This is a genomic window from Streptomyces sp. NPDC001617 (genome assembly GCF_053596855.1).
In genome coordinates this window covers 88,032-104,103 of record NZ_JBSFHA010000030.1, presented here as the reverse complement: position 1 = coordinate 104,103, position 16,072 = coordinate 88,032, and the positions used below count along the sequence as shown (strand labels likewise).

At 69.4% G+C, this 16,072-nt stretch carries 13 protein-coding genes and 1 tRNA gene; 11 read left to right on the top strand and 3 right to left on the bottom strand.

The annotated features are described in order from the left end of the window. The first annotated feature begins 444 nt into the window (after positions 1-444). From ACWC09_RS23440 to ACWC09_RS23420, 5 genes are all read left to right on the top strand, one after another. Positions 445-1,734 carry an ABC transporter substrate-binding protein gene (locus tag ACWC09_RS23440; protein WP_450852516.1) on the top strand — a complete coding sequence of 430 codons (1,290 nt, stop codon included), beginning with the start codon at positions 445-447 and terminating at the stop codon, positions 1,732-1,734. Positions 1,735-1,766: 32 nt separating this feature from the next. Beyond that, positions 1,767-2,723 carry a carbohydrate ABC transporter permease gene (locus ACWC09_RS23435; RefSeq protein WP_450852515.1) on the top strand — a complete coding sequence of 319 codons (957 nt, stop codon included), beginning with the start codon at positions 1,767-1,769 and terminating at the stop codon, positions 2,721-2,723. After that, on the top strand, positions 2,720-3,592 hold the full coding sequence (locus ACWC09_RS23430) for a carbohydrate ABC transporter permease (RefSeq protein ID WP_450852514.1): 873 nt from the start codon (positions 2,720-2,722) through the stop codon (positions 3,590-3,592). Before ACWC09_RS23435 ends, ACWC09_RS23430 begins: the two co-directional genes overlap by 4 nt. 10 nt (positions 3,593-3,602) lie before the next feature. After that, a complete protein-coding gene (locus ACWC09_RS23425) occupies positions 3,603-4,196 on the top strand; it encodes a hypothetical protein (protein WP_450852513.1) in 594 nt (197 codons plus the stop codon). Positions 4,197-4,326: 130 nt separating this feature from the next. After that, positions 4,327-7,062 (top strand): exo-rhamnogalacturonan lyase family protein, encoded by a 2,736-nt coding sequence (locus tag ACWC09_RS23420; RefSeq protein ID WP_450852512.1) that lies wholly within the window; start codon positions 4,327-4,329, stop codon positions 7,060-7,062. A 79-nt stretch (positions 7,063-7,141) separates the two neighbouring features. Here the strand turns inward: ACWC09_RS23420 and ACWC09_RS23415 are convergent, their stop codons facing one another. Further along, the gene (locus ACWC09_RS23415; protein ID WP_450852511.1) at positions 7,142-9,589 is read right to left on the bottom strand and encodes an SCO7613 C-terminal domain-containing membrane protein; all 2,448 of its coding nucleotides are present in this window, start codon (positions 9,587-9,589) and stop codon (positions 7,142-7,144) included. Positions 9,590-9,730: 141 nt separating this feature from the next. On the opposite strand from ACWC09_RS23415, the gene ACWC09_RS23410 reads away from it, so the two are divergent. The 3 genes from ACWC09_RS23410 (at position 9,731) to ACWC09_RS23400 (ending at position 10,548) form a co-directional block, all read left to right on the top strand. Next, a complete protein-coding gene (locus tag ACWC09_RS23410; RefSeq protein ID WP_450852523.1) occupies positions 9,731-10,138 on the top strand; it encodes an SRPBCC family protein in 408 nt (135 codons plus the stop codon). 39 nt (positions 10,139-10,177) lie between these two features. Next, positions 10,178-10,249: transfer RNA gene (locus ACWC09_RS23405), tRNA-Val, on the top strand. Between the two features lie 104 nt (positions 10,250-10,353). After that, entirely contained in the window at positions 10,354-10,548 is a 195-nt protein-coding gene (locus tag ACWC09_RS23400; protein WP_450852510.1) for a hypothetical protein, read from the top strand. A 26-nt stretch (positions 10,549-10,574) separates the two neighbouring features. Here the strand turns inward: ACWC09_RS23400 and ACWC09_RS23395 are convergent, their stop codons facing one another. Further along, complete coding sequence (locus ACWC09_RS23395; RefSeq protein WP_450852509.1) at positions 10,575-11,300, bottom strand: exonuclease domain-containing protein; 726 nt, start codon at positions 11,298-11,300, stop codon at positions 10,575-10,577. Positions 11,301-11,469: 169 nt separating this feature from the next. Here ACWC09_RS23395 and ACWC09_RS23390 point away from each other — a divergent pair, with 169 nt between their 5' ends. The 3 genes from ACWC09_RS23390 (at position 11,470) to thrS (ending at position 15,365) form a co-directional block, all read left to right on the top strand. Then, positions 11,470-12,036, top strand: coding sequence for a DUF4365 domain-containing protein (locus tag ACWC09_RS23390; protein ID WP_356354048.1), 567 nt, complete (start codon positions 11,470-11,472; stop codon positions 12,034-12,036). Beyond that, entirely contained in the window at positions 12,033-13,268 is a 1,236-nt protein-coding gene (locus ACWC09_RS23385) for a hypothetical protein (RefSeq protein WP_450852508.1), read from the top strand. Before ACWC09_RS23390 ends, ACWC09_RS23385 begins: the two co-directional genes overlap by 4 nt. Positions 13,269-13,388: 120 nt before the next feature. Then, positions 13,389-15,365, top strand: a complete 1,977-nt coding sequence (gene thrS, locus ACWC09_RS23380) for a threonine--tRNA ligase (protein WP_450852507.1) — start codon at positions 13,389-13,391, stop codon at positions 15,363-15,365. A 28-nt stretch (positions 15,366-15,393) separates the two neighbouring features. Here thrS and ACWC09_RS23375 read toward each other — a convergent pair whose 3' ends face one another. After that, positions 15,394-16,053 carry a potassium channel family protein gene (locus ACWC09_RS23375; protein ID WP_450852506.1) on the bottom strand — a complete coding sequence of 220 codons (660 nt, stop codon included), beginning with the start codon at positions 16,051-16,053 and terminating at the stop codon, positions 15,394-15,396. Positions 16,054-16,072 lie beyond the last annotated feature (19 nt).

The following is a 16,072-nucleotide window of genomic DNA, read 5'->3' as shown; positions in this document are numbered from 1 at the left end:
AGAGCGNTTCGTTCACACCGAAGAGGTCACTGGTTCGAACCCAGTATCGCCCACCCGGAATCAACGGCCCACCTGCACCAGTGCGGGTGGGCCGTTGTCGTGCGCGGGGACTGCCGCAGGGCCGGTGCCGCCTCACCGTCCGTCGTCGGATCCCGCCGGACGGTCCGTCAACTCCCCATCTGCCGGGCGACTTTCGGCCGTAACCCGATCTCGCCCAACAGGCCACCCGCCGTTCGACGAGTCGACCGCACGCGTCTCACCTGCGACGTCGCCCCGCCCGCGGCGCCGTCCCGCCCCTGCCGCGTCACCGATCCGCTCAGGAGCCCCCCAAGAAATTCCTGTCCGAATCATTGACGCACCCCGAGGCCCTCCGTAACTTGTGCCAGCAAGCGCTTACTTGAAACGATTCATGCAGGCGGCAACGACGCCGGGGAGGGCCCGACTGTGGGAACCAGCAGGAATGTTGAGAGGCGTACGATCCTCAAGGCGGCGGGGGCCGGGGCGGCCACGCTGGGGCTGGCCGCGACAACGGGGTGCGGGGGCGACAGCGGGACGTCCGCCGACGGAACGGTGACGATCCGTTACTCGTGGTGGGGGGCCGACGAGCGGGCCAAGAAGATCAACCAGACCATCAAGCTCTTCGAGAAGAAGTATCCGAAGATCAAGGTGAAGACGGACTTCCAGGACTACGTGTCTTTCTGGGAGAAGTTCCAGACGCAGGCCTCGGGTGGAAATCCCCCGGACGTTTTCCAAAACGCCGTCACATTCCTTAGGAAGTACGACAAGAGAAGCGTTCTGCTCGATCTCAAGTCGCAGATCGACGCCGGAAACCTGCACCTCGACGACTTCCGTGCCGGTGTCACCAAGGTCGGCGAGGTCGACGGCAAGCAGCTCGGCGTCCCCGTCGGCTCCAACACCATGGCGCTGGTCATCGACAAGAAGGTCTTCCAGAAGGCCGGCGTCGAGCCGGAGACCGGCTGGACCTGGGACGACTACTTCAAGGCCCTCAAGACCATCCACGACAGGACCAAGGTGCCGGGGGACACGGGCTACTTCAGCATCATGTACCTGTACGACCTGTACCTGCGGCAGAACGGAAAGGCGTTCTACACCAAGGACGGACTCGGTTTCGACAAGGCCGATCTGACGGAGTGGTGGCAGGACGGCTACAACCGCACGAAGGCCGGCATCATCACCGACCCGAAGATCGTCGCGCAGGACCGGCCCAAGTCCTCGCTCTCCGCGGGCCACGGGGCCTCGGAATTCACCTGGGACAACTTCACCGTCCGCTACTCGGCCGAGGGCAGCAGCGAGTACGGTCTCGCGCCGATCCCCACCATGGACGGCAAGCACACCGGCCAGTACCTCGCCTCCCTGATGCTGAGCGCCTCCTCGCGCACCCAGCACCCCAAGGAAGTCGCCCAGTTCATCAACTTCATGGTCCACGACCCCGAGGTCGGCAAGATCATGGGCTACGACCGGGGCATCCTCGCCTCCACGGAGCAGTACGACGCCTTCAAGCCGACGGACCCGGTGAACAAGGAGATCGCCCAGTACGAGGCCGACACCGCCAAGGCGGGCGTCCTCGGCACGATCACCCCGCACCCCTCCGGTGCCGACACCATCGAGGCCTCCTTCCTGCGCATCGGCGGCGACCTCGGCCTCGGCAAGGTCAAGGTCTCCGACGCGGTGAAGCAGTTCTTCGACGAGTCGCAGGCCGCCTTCCAGGCCTGACCGGACCTCACCGGAACCGATTGGGAAGCACCGTGACGCTCGTCAAGGACTCACCGCCCGCCACCCGGAAGGCCCGCTCCGTCGCCCCCGCCGCCGTCAAGCGGCGGGGCCGCCGGGAGAACCTCGCCGGCTACCTCTTCATGTCCCCGTGGATCGCGGGCTTCCTGCTCCTGACCGCGGGTCCCATGGTCGCCTCGCTCTACTTCGCCTTCACCGACTACAACCTCTTCAACACGCCGAAGTGGGTCGGGCTCGACAACTTCACCGAGATGTTCGACGACCCGCGGTGGCAGAAGTCGGTCGAGGTGACGGCCAAGTACGTCATCATCGGCACCCCGCTGAAACTGCTGCTCGCGCTCGGCGTCGCCCTGCTGCTCGCCCAGAGCCGCCGCGGCCAGGCCTTCTACCGGGCCGCGTTCTACGCCCCCTCGCTCATCGGCGCGAGCGTCTCCGTGGCCTTCGTCTGGCGGTCGATCTTCTCCGACAACGCCATCGTGGACCGCGCTCTGTCCGCCGTGGGCATCCACGCCGGCGGCTGGGTCGGCAACCCCGACTGGATCCTCTACTGCCTGGTCGCACTCACCGTCTGGCAGTTCGGCGCACCCATGGTGATCTTCCTGGCCGGGCTGAAGCAGGTGCCGAGAGAGCTGTACGAGGCGGCCGAGCTGGACGGCGCCGGGGCTTTCCGCAAGTTCTGGAGCATCACGCTCCCGATGATCTCCCCGGTCCTCTTCTTCAACATCCTGCTGGAGACCATCCACTCCTTCCAGATCTTCGGCTCGGCCTACGTCGTCTCCAACACGTACTGCGGCCCGGCCGACTCCACGCTCGTCTACACCTGCTACCTGTACCAACAGGGCTTCAAGAACGCCCAGATGGGCTTCGCCTCCGCGATGGCCTGGATGCTGCTGCTCGCCGTGGCCCTGGTGACCGCGGTCCTCTTCTGGTCGCAGAAGAAGTGGGTGCACTACGAGGAGGACGCCCGATGAGCGCGACCACCACGAAACCCCTGTCCCTCGGCCGGAAGCGCACCGGCTCACTCGTCTGGCACATCGGCGCCCTGCTGATCCTCGCCGTCATCCTCTACCCCGTGCTGTGGGTCATCGGCGCCTCGTTCAAGCCCAGCAAGGACATCATCAACAGTCTTCAGCTGTTCCCGGCCCACCCGATCCTGCAGAACTTCAAGGGCCTGGCCGACGGTATCGCCGACATCTCCATCTGGACCTTCTTCCAGAACTCCCTGTTCTACGCGGGCGGCGCCGTCGTCGGCATCCTCATCTCCTGCTCCCTGACGGCCTACGCCTTCGCCAAGATCCGGTTCACGGGCCGGAACCTGCTCTTCTCACTCATGATCGGCACGCTCCTGCTGCCGTACCACGTGCTGCTCATCCCGCAGTACGTGATGTTTCAGAAGCTGGAGCTCATCAACACCTACGTGCCGCTGCTGCTCGGCAAGTACCTGGCCACGGAGGCGTTCTTCGTCTTCCTCATGGTGCAGTTCATGCGCAATCTGCCGAGGGAACTCGACGAGGCAGCCCGCATCGACGGCTGCGGACACCTGCGCATCTACTGGTCGATCGTGCTGCCCCTGTGCCGGCCCGCGCTCATCACCAGCGCCATCTTCACCTTCATCAACGCCTGGAACGACTTCATGGGCCCGCTGATCTACCTCAACGAGCCCGGCAAGTACACCGTCTCCCTCGGCATGATGATGTTCCGCGACTCCGACGGCGTCGCCGCCAACTACGGCGGACTCATCGCGATGTCGCTGGTGGCGCTGCTGCCGGTGCTGTTGTTCTTCCTCGCCTTCCAGCGCTACCTGATCGACGGCATGGCGACCTCCGGACTGAAGGGCTGAGGCGGTCACCATGGCCCAGGCGCGTGTGGTCAAACCACGTAAGGAATCCGTCCTCGCGGAGCGGTTCGCCGTCTTCGCCGAGTGTCTGCTGACCGGGGTGTGGATCGCCGTCGCCTCGCTCGGCGTCGTGACCTACCCCGCGGCCTTCGCCGCCGGCGCGCGGCATCTGCGGCGGCGTACGGGCCATCAGGGCGGTGGCTGGCGGGAGTTCGTCGGCGACTTCCGTACGGCCGTGCGCGGTGGGTGGGTCGTCGGGCTCGGTGGGTGGGGCGCGGCGGCGGTGATCTGGGTGGACATCCAGGCCGTGCGCGCCGGGATTCCCGGGGGGCCGCTCGTCGGGGCCGTCGGGCTGTTCGCGCTGATCGGCGCCGCCGTCGCCGGGATGCGGGCGGCGGCCGTCTGGGCACCGGGGGAGAGGTGGCGGCGGCTGCTCGCCGAGGCGGGCCGCCGTACGGTCCTCGACCCTGCCGGATCCTTCCTGCTCATCGGCGGGCTGGCCCTGGTCGCCCTGTCCGCCTGCTTCATCGCGCCGCTGGCGGTCCCCGTCCTGGGGGCCGTCGCGGCGGCCGCCGTCGCCGTGGAGGCGCGGTATCGGCGCCGTTGACTTCTGGTGCTGTCGTGCCAGGTCAGCCTGGGTGCCGGAGCAGTGGTATGTGACATACCACTGAGCGCCCTGTCATGCCCCTGACCAGCTGCAAGGAACCCTCGCTTCCCGCACGGAAAGGAAAGGCTGAATGTCTCCCATCCCCCGCAGGTCCCTCCTCAAGGCGGCCGCCGTCGCCGGAGCCGCCGCGCAGTTCAGCTGGGCGCTAGGAGCCAGGGACGCGTCGGCCGCGCCCAGAGCCGAGGCCGCCGATGCGGACCCGGTGACCCTGGACTGGCTGGAGGACGGCGGCCTCGGCGCCGCGCCCGGCTCGACCGTCGGTGTGCCCTGGCCTAAGGGCGCGTACGAGGCCGACCAGACCTTCGCGCTCGCGGACGCCGACGGCAAGGCCGTCCCCGTGCAGTCCTGGCCGCTCGCCTACTGGCCGGACGGGTCCCTCAAGTGGACGGCCCACGCGGTGAGTTCGGGCTCCGGAAAACTGACGCTGACCGCCGGTGAGGCGACCGGACCCGACAAGAAGGTCACCGTCGACAAGAGTGGCGGGACGGTGGACGTCTCCACCGGTGTCATCACCGTGAAGATCGGCAAGGACGGGTCGACGCTCGTCAAGTCGGTGAAGCGCGGCTCGACCGAGATCGCGAGGAACGGGCGGCTCGTGCTCATCCGCCAGCCCGAGATCGAGGACGAGGACCAGGGTGCGGTCAAGACCGAGCGCTTCGACGGGGCGATCGGGGAGGTGACGGTCGAACAGGACGGGCCGGTCCGGGCCGTCATCCGTATCGACGGCAAGCACCGCAGGGGCAACCGGAGTTGGCTGCCGTTCTCGATCCGGCTGTACTTCTACGCCGGTGCCGACTCCTTCCGCATGGTGCACACCATCACGTACGACGGCACACAGGAGCCCGGCAAGGCGAGCGGCGACTTCATCCGCGGGCTGGGGGTGCGCTTCAGTGTGCCGATGCGCGACGAGTCGTACGACCGGCACATTCGTATCGGTGGTGAGGGGACGGGGCTGCTGCGCGAGGCCGTCAAAGGCATCACCGGGCTGCGCCGTGACCCGGGGGCGGCCGTACAGGCGGCGCAGTACGCGGGACAGAAGCTGCCCGACCCGTCCACCTGGGACCAGCGGGTGACGACCCGGCTGCAGTACATACCGGAGTGGGGTGACTACACGCTCTCGCAGCTCTCCGCCGACGGGTTCACGCTGCGGAAGCGGACCAGGAAGGGGTACGGCTGGATCGGCGCCGGCGGTGGCAAGCGGGCCTCCGGCTTCGGGTACGTCGGTGGCGCGAGCGGTGGATTCTCGTTCGGGCTGCGGGACTTCTGGGAGAAGTACCCGGCCCAGCTCGACATCCGTGACGCCCAGACCGACGAGGCCGAGGTCACCCTCTGGCTCTGGTCGCCCGAGGCACAACCCATGGACCTGCGCTTCTACCACGACGGCATGGGCCAGGACACCTACGCCGAGCAGCTCGAAGGCCTCAACATCACCTACGAGGACTACGAGCCCGAGTTCGGCACCCCGTACGGCATCGCCCGCACCTCCGAACTGCTCTTCTGGGCCAACGAGTCGACGCCGTCACCGGAGACGCTGGCCCAACAGGTCGAGGCCGTACGGGTGTTGCCGCAGCTCGTCGCCCCGTCCAAGCAGCTCATCAAGGCGAAGGTGTTCGGGCCGGGGCTGTACTCCGAGCCGGATCGGTCCACCCCGGCCAAGGCGAAGATCGAGGACCACCTCGACTTCCTCTTCACCTACTACAAGGACCAGGTGGAGCAACGCCGTTGGTACGGGTTCTGGGACTACGGCGACATCATGCACACGTACGACACCGTGCGGCATGTGTGGCGGTACGACATCGGCGGCTACGCGTGGGACAACTCCGAGCTGTCGCCGGACCTCTGGCTCTGGTACGCGTATCTGCGCTCCGGCCGGTCGGACATCTTCCGGTTCGCGGAGGCGATGACCCGGCACACGGGTGAGGTCGATGTGTACCACCTCGGCGAGTGGGCCGGTCTCGGCACGCGGCACGGTGTGCAGCACTTCGCCGACAGCGCCAAGCAGCAGCGCATCGCCAACACCACCTACCGGCGCTTCTACTACTTCCTCACCGCCGACGAGCGGGTCGGCGACCTCATGCACGCCAACGTCGACTCCGACGAGACGTTCCTGGTCCTGGATCCGCTGCGGAAGGTACGGACCGATCCGTACAAGCCCGACCGGCATGCCCTGTCGATCGGGTTCGGTACGGACTGGAGCGGGCTGGTGTCGGCCTGGCTGACCGAGTGGGAGCGCAAGGGGCCCAAGTGGGAGAAGGCCAAGGCGCGGGTGCTGTCGACGATGGAGGGCATCGCCGCCCAGCCCAACGGGTTCGTCCAGGGCAGCGGACTGTACGACCTCGACACCGGGAAGTTCGCGGTCGCGACGACGCCGGTGGTGGGTGTCTCGCATCTGTCGGCCGTGTTCGGTCTCAACGAGCTGTGCGCCGAGCTGATCTACCTCGTCGACATGCCGAAGTTCAACGACGCGTACTTCGACTACTGCCGGTACTTCAACGCCACGAAGGCCGAGCAGAAGGCCCGTTACGGGTCCGACTTCGGAACACTTCTGCTTTTCCAGGGGCATTCGCGGCTCGACGCGTATGCGGCGGTGCAGACCGGGGACGCGGGGTTGGCCAAGCGGGCTTGGACGAAGTTCTACGGCTCGGACGGGTACATGGAGTCTTCGCCGTGGAAGACGGAGACGGTGAGTGGGCCCATGGCGCTGGTGGCGGGGAGTGAGGCGAGTTGGGTGTCCACCAATGACACGGCGTTGTACGGGCTCGCCGCCATTGAGAATCTGGCGTTGCTCGGGGACAAGATGCCGTAGCGCCGTGGGGGCAGGTTGTGGGGGACTGCGGGCCGGTGGGCGGTTTCGCGCAGTTCCCCGCTCCCCTGAAGGGGCGCTTCTAGTGCATGTTTCCCAAGAGGTCCCGTACTCGGCGGACATCTCTGATCCGGCGCTCGTATGTCGCTCCGAGTGCGAGCAGCAGTAGGCCGGCCAGGGCGGGAGGGACCCAGCGGGGGAGTGCGCCCGTCAACTGGAGCAAGTACGGGGCGAGTTCGTGCAGAGCGTCCAGGGTGAGGGTCGTGCCGCCGAGGACGAGGGGGGCCTGGAGGCGGTGGCGGGCGCCCAGGAGGGTGAGCAGGAGGGCTGCCGTGCCGAGGAGGAAGGGCCGTGTCCAGTGCGGGTCGTTCCAGGCTGCCGTGAGGCTGGGCAGGAGGGTGGCGGCGAGGCCGGGGGCGTACGCCGTCCATGACGAGGCCTGCGGATCGCGGCCGCGACGGAGGGCGCCGACGACAAGGGCGGGCACGGTCACCGGCAGGGTGTACGCCTCCACGGTGCCGATGTCCCAGGACGCCAGGCGTACCCAGCCGGCCAGGACGAAGAGGGCGGTCGCCGCGTAGCCGACGGGCCGGCGGTCGGGGCGTACGGCCGTGCCGGCGGCGATCACTCCGCACAGGGACAGGACCAGGGCCAGCATGGGCGGGTCGGTGGAGGCGAGGCCGATGGCGAGGAGCGCGGTGACGGCGCCGGTCACCTCGACGTGCACCGTGGTGCGGGGTTCTGCGAGGCGGGCGGCCAGCAGGGCCGCGGCTGCGGGGACGGCAAGGACGAGCAGGGCCGTGTGCTGTGGCTGCCAGTCCGCCGCCGCGCCCGTCGCGCAGGCCAGTGCGGTGGCGGAGAGGAGAGTGGTGGGAGCCGTGATCGGCGTCAGGTTCGGGCGCAGGGAAGCAGTCGCGAACAGGACCGTGAGGGCGGACAGGACTGTGAGGGTGGCCGGTTGGGAGGCGAGGGAGAGCAGGGCCAGGGGGAGGGCGGTGACGAGGGCGAGGACGATGAAGGGGCGGGCGGGGCGGTGGGCGGCTGCCGCGAGGGCGGCGACGGTGATGATGCCGGGTAGCGACAGTGCCACGAGGTAGGGGAGCTGGAAGACCGCCGGTGCCGTCATGACGGTGGCCCAGGTGAGGGCCGTCGCGCCGGCCAGGGCCCTGGGGCGCCAGGTCGTGTCACGTACCACGAGGGCCAGTACGGCGGCTACGACCACGGGGGCCAGGAAGAGCTGGGTCGGGTACGGCGGCCATGGCGTGTGCACGGTCACCGCGGCACGCGCGTCCGCGGGGACGCCGGACCAGGCGTGCTGCGCCCAGCCCAGTGGGCCCAGCAGGGCTACGGAGAGCAGCGGCAGCGCGCAGACGACGGCGACCGCCTGCACGGTGCCGGAGGCCAGGACGAATCCGTGCCGGACATCGTCGGGCAGCCGCTGACCCCGCACAACGGCCAACAGCACGACACCGCACGCCAGATACGAGGGCACCGTCCAACCGTCGGGCAGCGTGGCGCGGAGGACGCCGCCGGCTGCCACGGCCAGGACAAGGGCGCCGGCGAAGGCGTGAGCCACTGCCGGTCCCTGCCCATCGGGGAAGGGGCTGCCGGAAGCGCCGGTTTCACTCCCGTGCTCGGCGTCGCCGCGCGCCTTGGTCGACCGCCGAGCCGCGACCAGAGCCAGTCCCGCCGCGAGGATGAGGAGCGCCGCCGCACGGGCGGCGGCGCTCGGGCCGGCTGCGTTCCAGGAGAGCCAGCCGGCCGTCAGTGCGCCCAAGCCGCCCATGCCGTACGCGCCGAGGGCGGCCATGACGCGTACGGACCTGGCGGGCACCCGGATCGCCGGGATGAGTTGGAGCGCCACAACTGTGTCGAACCCGGCCGTCGTCAGAAGCGCGGCCGTGATGCCGTACGGACCGGACGAGGCCGCCAACGCCCAGAGGAACAACGGGAGTTGTGCGGCGAACAAGGCGGCCGGGAGAGGCAGGCGGAGTGTGGATGTGTGCGGCAGCAGGGCGTATCCGGCCCAGAGGCCCGCCAGGGCCGCCGTCACCGTCGCCGCGTACGCCGTGCCGTCCGCCCCCGCGAACGCGGCCTCGTGCAGCGCGTATGCGTCGAGTGCCGTCAGTGCGAGTCCCAGCCCGGCCACCGACTCGGCCGTCGAGCGCAGCCCACGCCGCAGCAGTGCCACCGGCGTCGCGAGGACGGCCAGCGTGACCGCTCCCAGCACCGCGCTGCGTCCGACGATGCCCAGGTGCCCCCAGCTGACCAGCGTGAACACCATCGCCGCGATGGTCAGCAGCACACCGCCGAGGAGCAGCAGCGCGTTCTGCACGCGGGGTGCGTCCGTCTCGCGGCGGGGTGGCGTGATGGTGGCCGCCATCGGCCGGGCGGGTGCCTGCGGCACGGCCTGCAGGGCCGCGACCAGCCAGGCGCGACGGTTGAGCAACTGGAGCCGGCGGGCCTCCAGTCGAACCAGCTCGGCGTCGAGGAGCCGCAACTCCTCGGCCGGGGACGGAACATGCGTCATGGATCGGAGTGTGGCCCGCGTCACGTCGTACGGCATGAGTGCGGATACTCAGAACCTACTCAGATCCGCGAAGAACGCCCTGCGTACGGGCAGACTTCCCCCATGGACTGGACGCACTAACGCTTCCGCAGTCGCTGGACCCTGCCCGCTCCGCCCGCCACCGTGTACGAGGCGCTGGAGCGGGCCGAGGACTACCCCCGCTGGTGGCCCCAGGTGCGCGAGGTGATCCGGCTCGACGACACCAGCGGCGTCGTCCGGGTCCGGTCCGTGCTGCCGTACGACCTGCGGTTCACCGTCCGTGAGACGCGCCGCGCCCCCGCGGCCGGGGTTCTGGAGATCGCCATGACCGGCGACCTCGAGGGCTGGGCGCGCTGGACGATCACGGCGGACGGCGGCGGCACCCTCGCCCGCTACGACCAGGTCGTCGAGGTGCACAAGCAGCTGCTCAGGCGGTTCGCGGCGCTGGGGCGGCCGGTGTTCCGGGCCAACCACCGGCTGATGATGCGCGCGGGGCGGCGCGGGCTGGTCGGGTACCTGGAAGCGGTTTGAAGGAAACCCGTGAAGGCCTGTATGGTTCAGTGCGTTCCCGGGCGATTAGCTCAGTGGGAGAGCGCTTCGTTCACACCGAAGAGGTCACTGGTTCGAACCCAGTATCGCCCACCGGGAAAGAGCCGGTCCGCACCACGCGGACCGGCTCTTTTTGTCAAGGGGGCGACTTCGAAGGCTCCGAGGGCGGGTGCACGGTCCTGCGGTCAGGAGCGACCATGCAGAGCCCGGGGCGGGTCGCCCTCTTCGCGATCCCTCTCACCCTGGTCGCCGCCGTCGTGGCGCTGCGTCTCGTCGTACGTGACCGGTTCGTCGAGGAGGGGGCGACGGAACGCACGGCAGGACCCGGCGCGTGGACCTCGACCGGGTGGTCCGATCGCTCCCCCCGTCGTCCGTGCCCCCGGAGGACCTGACGCCGGCCCAGGGCGGCATCCTTGACTTACGCCGCCGCGGGCAGATCCGGTCGCAGCGGCCACTCCGGGTTCACGATCTCGGGCGTGCCGCTCTTCGTGAACCATGCCTGCAGACCGCGCGCCTGAGCCGCGTGCCAACTGGTCTGCAGGGCGTGCAGCTCGGCCGGGGAGAGGCGCTCCAGCCGCGTGGCGAAACGGCGCCCGAGCGCCCGTACGACATCCAGCGCGGCCAGTGCGTCCGCGCCCGCGTCGTGGGCGCCGTCCAGCGTGACGCCGTAGTGCGCGCACAGGTCGGTCAGGGTGCGCCGGCCCTTGCGGTAGCGGTCCAGGTGTTTGTCCAGGACCCGGGGGTCGAGGACGCGCAGTGCCGAGCCCTCGAACCAGCGGTCCAGGGAGGAGGCGCGATGGCGGCGCAACTCCCGGTCCAGCAGCGTCAGATCGAACGGCGCGTTCATCACCACCAACGGGCGGTTCATCCTGGCCTGTTCGGCCAGTTCCTCGGCTATCTCGAACATCACCGGCGCCGGCCAGCGGCCGTTGCGCTGCAGGTGTTCGTCCGTCAGCCCGTGCACCGCCGTCGCCGCCTCCGGCACCGGCACACCCGGGTTGACCAGCCAACGGCTCATCCGGGGCCGGGTGCCCGGCGCGTCCTGGACGACGACGGCGGCCGACACGATCCGGTCGGTCTCGACGTCGACACCCGTGGTCTCCGTGTCGAAGGCGGCCAGGGGCCCCTCGTACCAGGTCGTCATGCCTATACAACTCCTCGTTCACCCACGGCAGCTGACGTCCCGTCTTCTGCCTGTTTGGTGATACCCGGGCTGTTTGCGCCGTACGCCGGAAGGACACAACAGGAGTACGGGTCTTTGCAGTTCAGCGGCCCGCAGCGGGGAAACACTTGGCTTGGAAGGCTGTTTGGTCATGGCGATAGCGCAGCCCGAGCGGGGCGGGCTGCTGCCCGAACGTACGGGCCCCCTTCGCGGCACACTCGCCACCACCGCCTGCATGGAGACACTGCAGGTGGGCTATCTGCACGCCGTCGCCGCGGCGGCCGGCTGCTCGCTGTCGCAGCCGTTTCCGGACAACGGCATCGACTGGCACGTCAGTCACGGCTCGCCCGGGCACACCGTCGACGACGAGGTCACCATCAAGGTGCAGCTGAAGTGCACGTACCAGGTCGCGCCGAACCCACCGGGCCGGTTCTTCTCCTTCACGCTCGACAACGACCATCTGCGCAAGCTCGCGCGCACCCCGGTCTCGGTGCACAAGATCCTGGTCGTGATGCTCGTCCCCAGATCCCAGGACGACTGGCTGCGCGCCAGCCACGACCGCCTCGACCTGCGCCACTGCTGCTACTGGGTCAACCTCGCCGGACAGCCGATCACCGGCCGGACCCGGACCACCGTGCGGATACCGACCTCACGCATCTTCGACGACCGAGCGCTCTGCGAGATCATGACGCGGGTCGGGACGGGAGGCAGACCATGACGCACCGCCCGCTGGAGGAGCCACTGCGGCCGGTGAGGCCGCACCCCGACGACATCGCGGCTGCGGCCTGGCACCGGCCCCCCGAGCCCGACCAGGTCGACCCCGCCGTCCTCAGCGCCCTGCTGCACCGGCACGGCTGGCAGCGCCGCGGAGGAGCGGCGGGACGCTACGGCCGCTGGACCCCGCCCGGCCCCGGAGGCGCCGGCACGAGCCTGCTCGTCCCCGAGAGCCGGGCCTTTCCCGACAGCGACGACCTGCTCGGTGAGGCGATCGTCGCGCTGACCCGCAGCGGCACGCCCTCCGCCCGCGAGGTACTGGTCGGCCTCGCCGTGCCCAGCGACGAGATCCGCTGGTGGCGGGACGCACCGATCGGGCCCGCCGACTCCGCGCCCTGGACGGTCGAGGAGCAACTGCGCTCCGCCGCCCGGCAGATGCTGCTCGCCGGCGCGCTGGCCACCCGCGCGCGTGCCGGCTATTACGGCGCCCGGCACCGCCGTGCCGCCGCCGCGCTGCTGGAGAGCGTCCTCGTCGGCCCCGCGGCCGGCGACGGCCGACTCACCGCCTTCGTGCCCGTCGGCACCGTCCGTCCGCTCGCCGTACGCCTCCACCAGGCCCTGTATGCCGCCCGCGAGGCCATCGACTACCAGCGGGCCACCGGCGGCATGGACGCCTTCGACGGGGCCGTCGAGGCAGGCGTCAGCCGCGAGCTCACCGAATCGCTGATCGCGCTCGTGCGGGGTACGGAGGGGGCGCGGATCGGCGTGGAGTGGGCGCCCGCCGCCGGCGTCCCCGAGGACTGCGTGGCGGGTGTCGAACCGGTCGAGTTCTCGCCGGGCGACCTGCCCGTGCTGCGCGAGGCGGGCGCCCGCTTCCTGCGCGACGAGCCGTCGGTGGCCGTGCGGATCACCGGCACGGTGGTGCGGATGCGCAGGTCGGGGCCGCGCGGCGAGGGCAGCGTACGGCTGCGGGTGATCGCCGGGGCCGAGATACCGCACGTCCGGATCACCCTCGACGAGGAGGACTACCGGATCGCCGGCCATGCCCACCTCGTGGGAGTGCCGGTGCGGGTGCACGGGCGGCTGGAGAGCCGGGGCGGCTTCAGGCGGCTGACCGGCGCGGGCGGGGTCGTACCGATGCAGGTGGACGAGGCGGAGCGGGACCGGCTGATGAAGTCCCTCCACGAGAACCTCGATTTCTTCGAGGAGGCGTGCAGCGGGGAGGACTGCGACTGACCGGAGACCACGGGGGACTGTGCGTGACCGTTTCGCGGTCGGTGGGTCGGGGTCGGTACGATCCCCTATTGCGCGCGCTCCTGGTATGGCGCCGCACCCACCTTCAGTCAGGAGAGACCGGTGTCAGACGTCCGTGTGATCATCCAACGCGATTCCGAGCGGGAAGAACGCGTGGTGACGACGGGCACTACGGCCGCCGAGCTCTTCGCCGGCGAGCGCTCGATCATCGCCGCCCGGGTGGCCGGTGAACTCAAGGACCTCGCGTACGTCCTCTCCGAGGGCGACTCGGTCGAAGGCGTCGAGATCTCCTCCGAGGACGGCCTGAACATCCTGCGCCACTCCACCGCGCACGTCATGGCGCAGGCCGTGCAGGAGATCTTCCCCGAGGCCAAGCTGGGCATCGGCCCGCCGGTCAAGGACGGCTTCTACTACGACTTCGACGTCGAGAAGCCGTTCACTCCCGAGGATCTCAAGGCCATCGAGAAGAAGATGCAGGAGATCCAGAGGCGCGGGCAGCGCTTCAGCCGCCGTGTGGTGACCGACGAGGCGGCCCGTGAGGAGCTGTCCGACGAGCCGTACAAGCTGGAACTGATCGGTCTCAAGGGCTCGGCCTCCTCCGACGACGGCGCGGACGTCGAGGTCGGCGCGGGTGAGCTGACGATCTACGACAACCTGGACGCGAAGACCGGCGAGCTGTGCTGGAAGGACCTCTGCCGCGGCCCCCACCTGCCCTCCACCCGGCTGATCCCGGCGTTCAAGCTGATGCGCAACGCGGCCGCCTACTGGCGCGGCAGCGAGAAGAACCCCATGCTCCAGCGCATCTACGGCACCGCCTGGCCGTCCAAGGACGAGCTGAAGGGGTACCTGGACTTCCTCGCGGAGGCCGAGAAGCGCGACCACCGCAAGCTCGGCAGCGAGCTCGACCTGTTCTCCATCCCGGAGCAGATCGGCTCCGGCCTCGCCGTCTTCCACCCCAAGGGCGGCATCGTCCGCCGCGTGATGGAGGACTACTCGCGCCGCCGGCACGAGGAGGAGGGCTACGAGTTCGTCTACACCCCGCACGCGACGAAGGGGAAGCTCTTCGAGACGTCCGGGCACCTGGACTGGTACGCCGACGGCATGTACCCGCCCATGCAGCTCGACGAGGGCGTGGACTACTACCTCAAGCCCATGAACTGCCCGATGCACAACCTGATCTTCGACGCGCGCGGCCGCTCCTACCGCGAACTGCCGCTGCGCCTCTTCGAGTTCGGGACCGTGTACCGCTACGAGAAGTCGGGCGTCGTGCACGGCCTCACCCGGGCCCGTGGCTTCACGCAGGACGACGCGCACATCTACTGCACCCGTGAGCAGATGTCGGAGGAGCTCGACAAGACGCTCACCTTCGTCCTCGGCCTGCTGCGCGACTACGGCCTGACCGACTTCTACCTGGAGCTCTCCACCAAGGATCCGGAGAAGTTCGTCGGCTCCGACGAGGTCTGGGAGGAGGCGACCGAAACCCTCCGCCAGGTCGCCGAGAAGCAGGGCCTGCCCCTGGTTCCCGACCCGGGCGGCGCCGCCTTCTACGGCCCGAAGATCTCCGTCCAGACCAAGGACGCCATCGGCCGCACCTGGCAGATGTCGACGATCCAGCTCGACTTCAACCTGCCGGAGCGCTTCGACCTGGAGTACACCGGGCCCGACGGCTCCAAGCAGCGCCCGGTCATGATCCACCGCGCCCTGTTCGGCTCGATCGAGCGCTTCTTCGCCGTCCTCCTGGAGCACTACGCGGGCGCCTTCCCGGCGTGGCTGGCTCCGGTGCAGGCGGTCGGCATCCCGATCGGGGACGCGCACGTCGAGTACCTGGAGAAGTTCGCGGCCGCAGCGAAGAAGAAGGGGCTGCGGGTCGAGGTGGACTCCTCCTCCGACCGTATGCAGAAGAAGATCCGCAACGCCCAGAAGCAGAAAGTGCCCTTCATGGTCATCGCGGGCGACGAGGACATGTCGGGCAACTCGGTGTCCTTCCGCTACCGCGACGGCTCGCAGGAGAACGGCATCCCGTTCGACGAGGCCATCGCGAAGATCGTGAAGGTCGTGGAGGAGCGGGCGCAGGTCTGATCCGCCGTCCGTCCGAGGCCCCGGGAAGTCAGCTTCCCGGGGGCCTCGCGTCGTCCTCCCGTGCGAACACCTGCAGCAGCCACGACGCGAACGTGCCGGTCACCGCGCCGAGCAGCGCGAGCCCGATGGCCATCATCCCTACGGCGATCAGCCGTCCCGTCGGCGTCACCGGGGTGACATCGCCGTAGCCGACGGTCGTGAGGGTCGCACAGGCCCACCAGACGGCGTCCCCGAACGTCCGCATCGTCGCGCCCGGTACCCCGCGTTCCTGCTGGTAGACGGCGAGCGACCCGGCGAAACCGAGCAGTACCGAGGCCAGCCCGGAGTACGCCATCACGCGCGCGTGCAGGGCGAGACGCGGTCTGCCGTGCCGCCGCTGCACGGCCTCGTACACCTTGACGATCCGCAGGGGGCGCAGCAGCGGCAGGATCAGCACCATGGTGTCCAGGAAGTGCGTCCGCACGAAGCGCGGCCACCGCTGCCCGCTCAACCTCCGAAGCACCACGTAGTCGACGGCGAACAGCGCCCAGGCGGCCAGCAGCACCGCGAGGCACAGGTCCTGCCAGAAGTCGGGCAGGCGGGGGGCCAGGACGCGGATCGCGTATGCGGCGAGGTAGACCAACGACGCCACGGCGAGCGGAATCTCCGTGCGGTCCTCCCAGTGGGCCTTGCGGCTGTCATCGTCCACCGCGCCAGCTTGGCCCGGC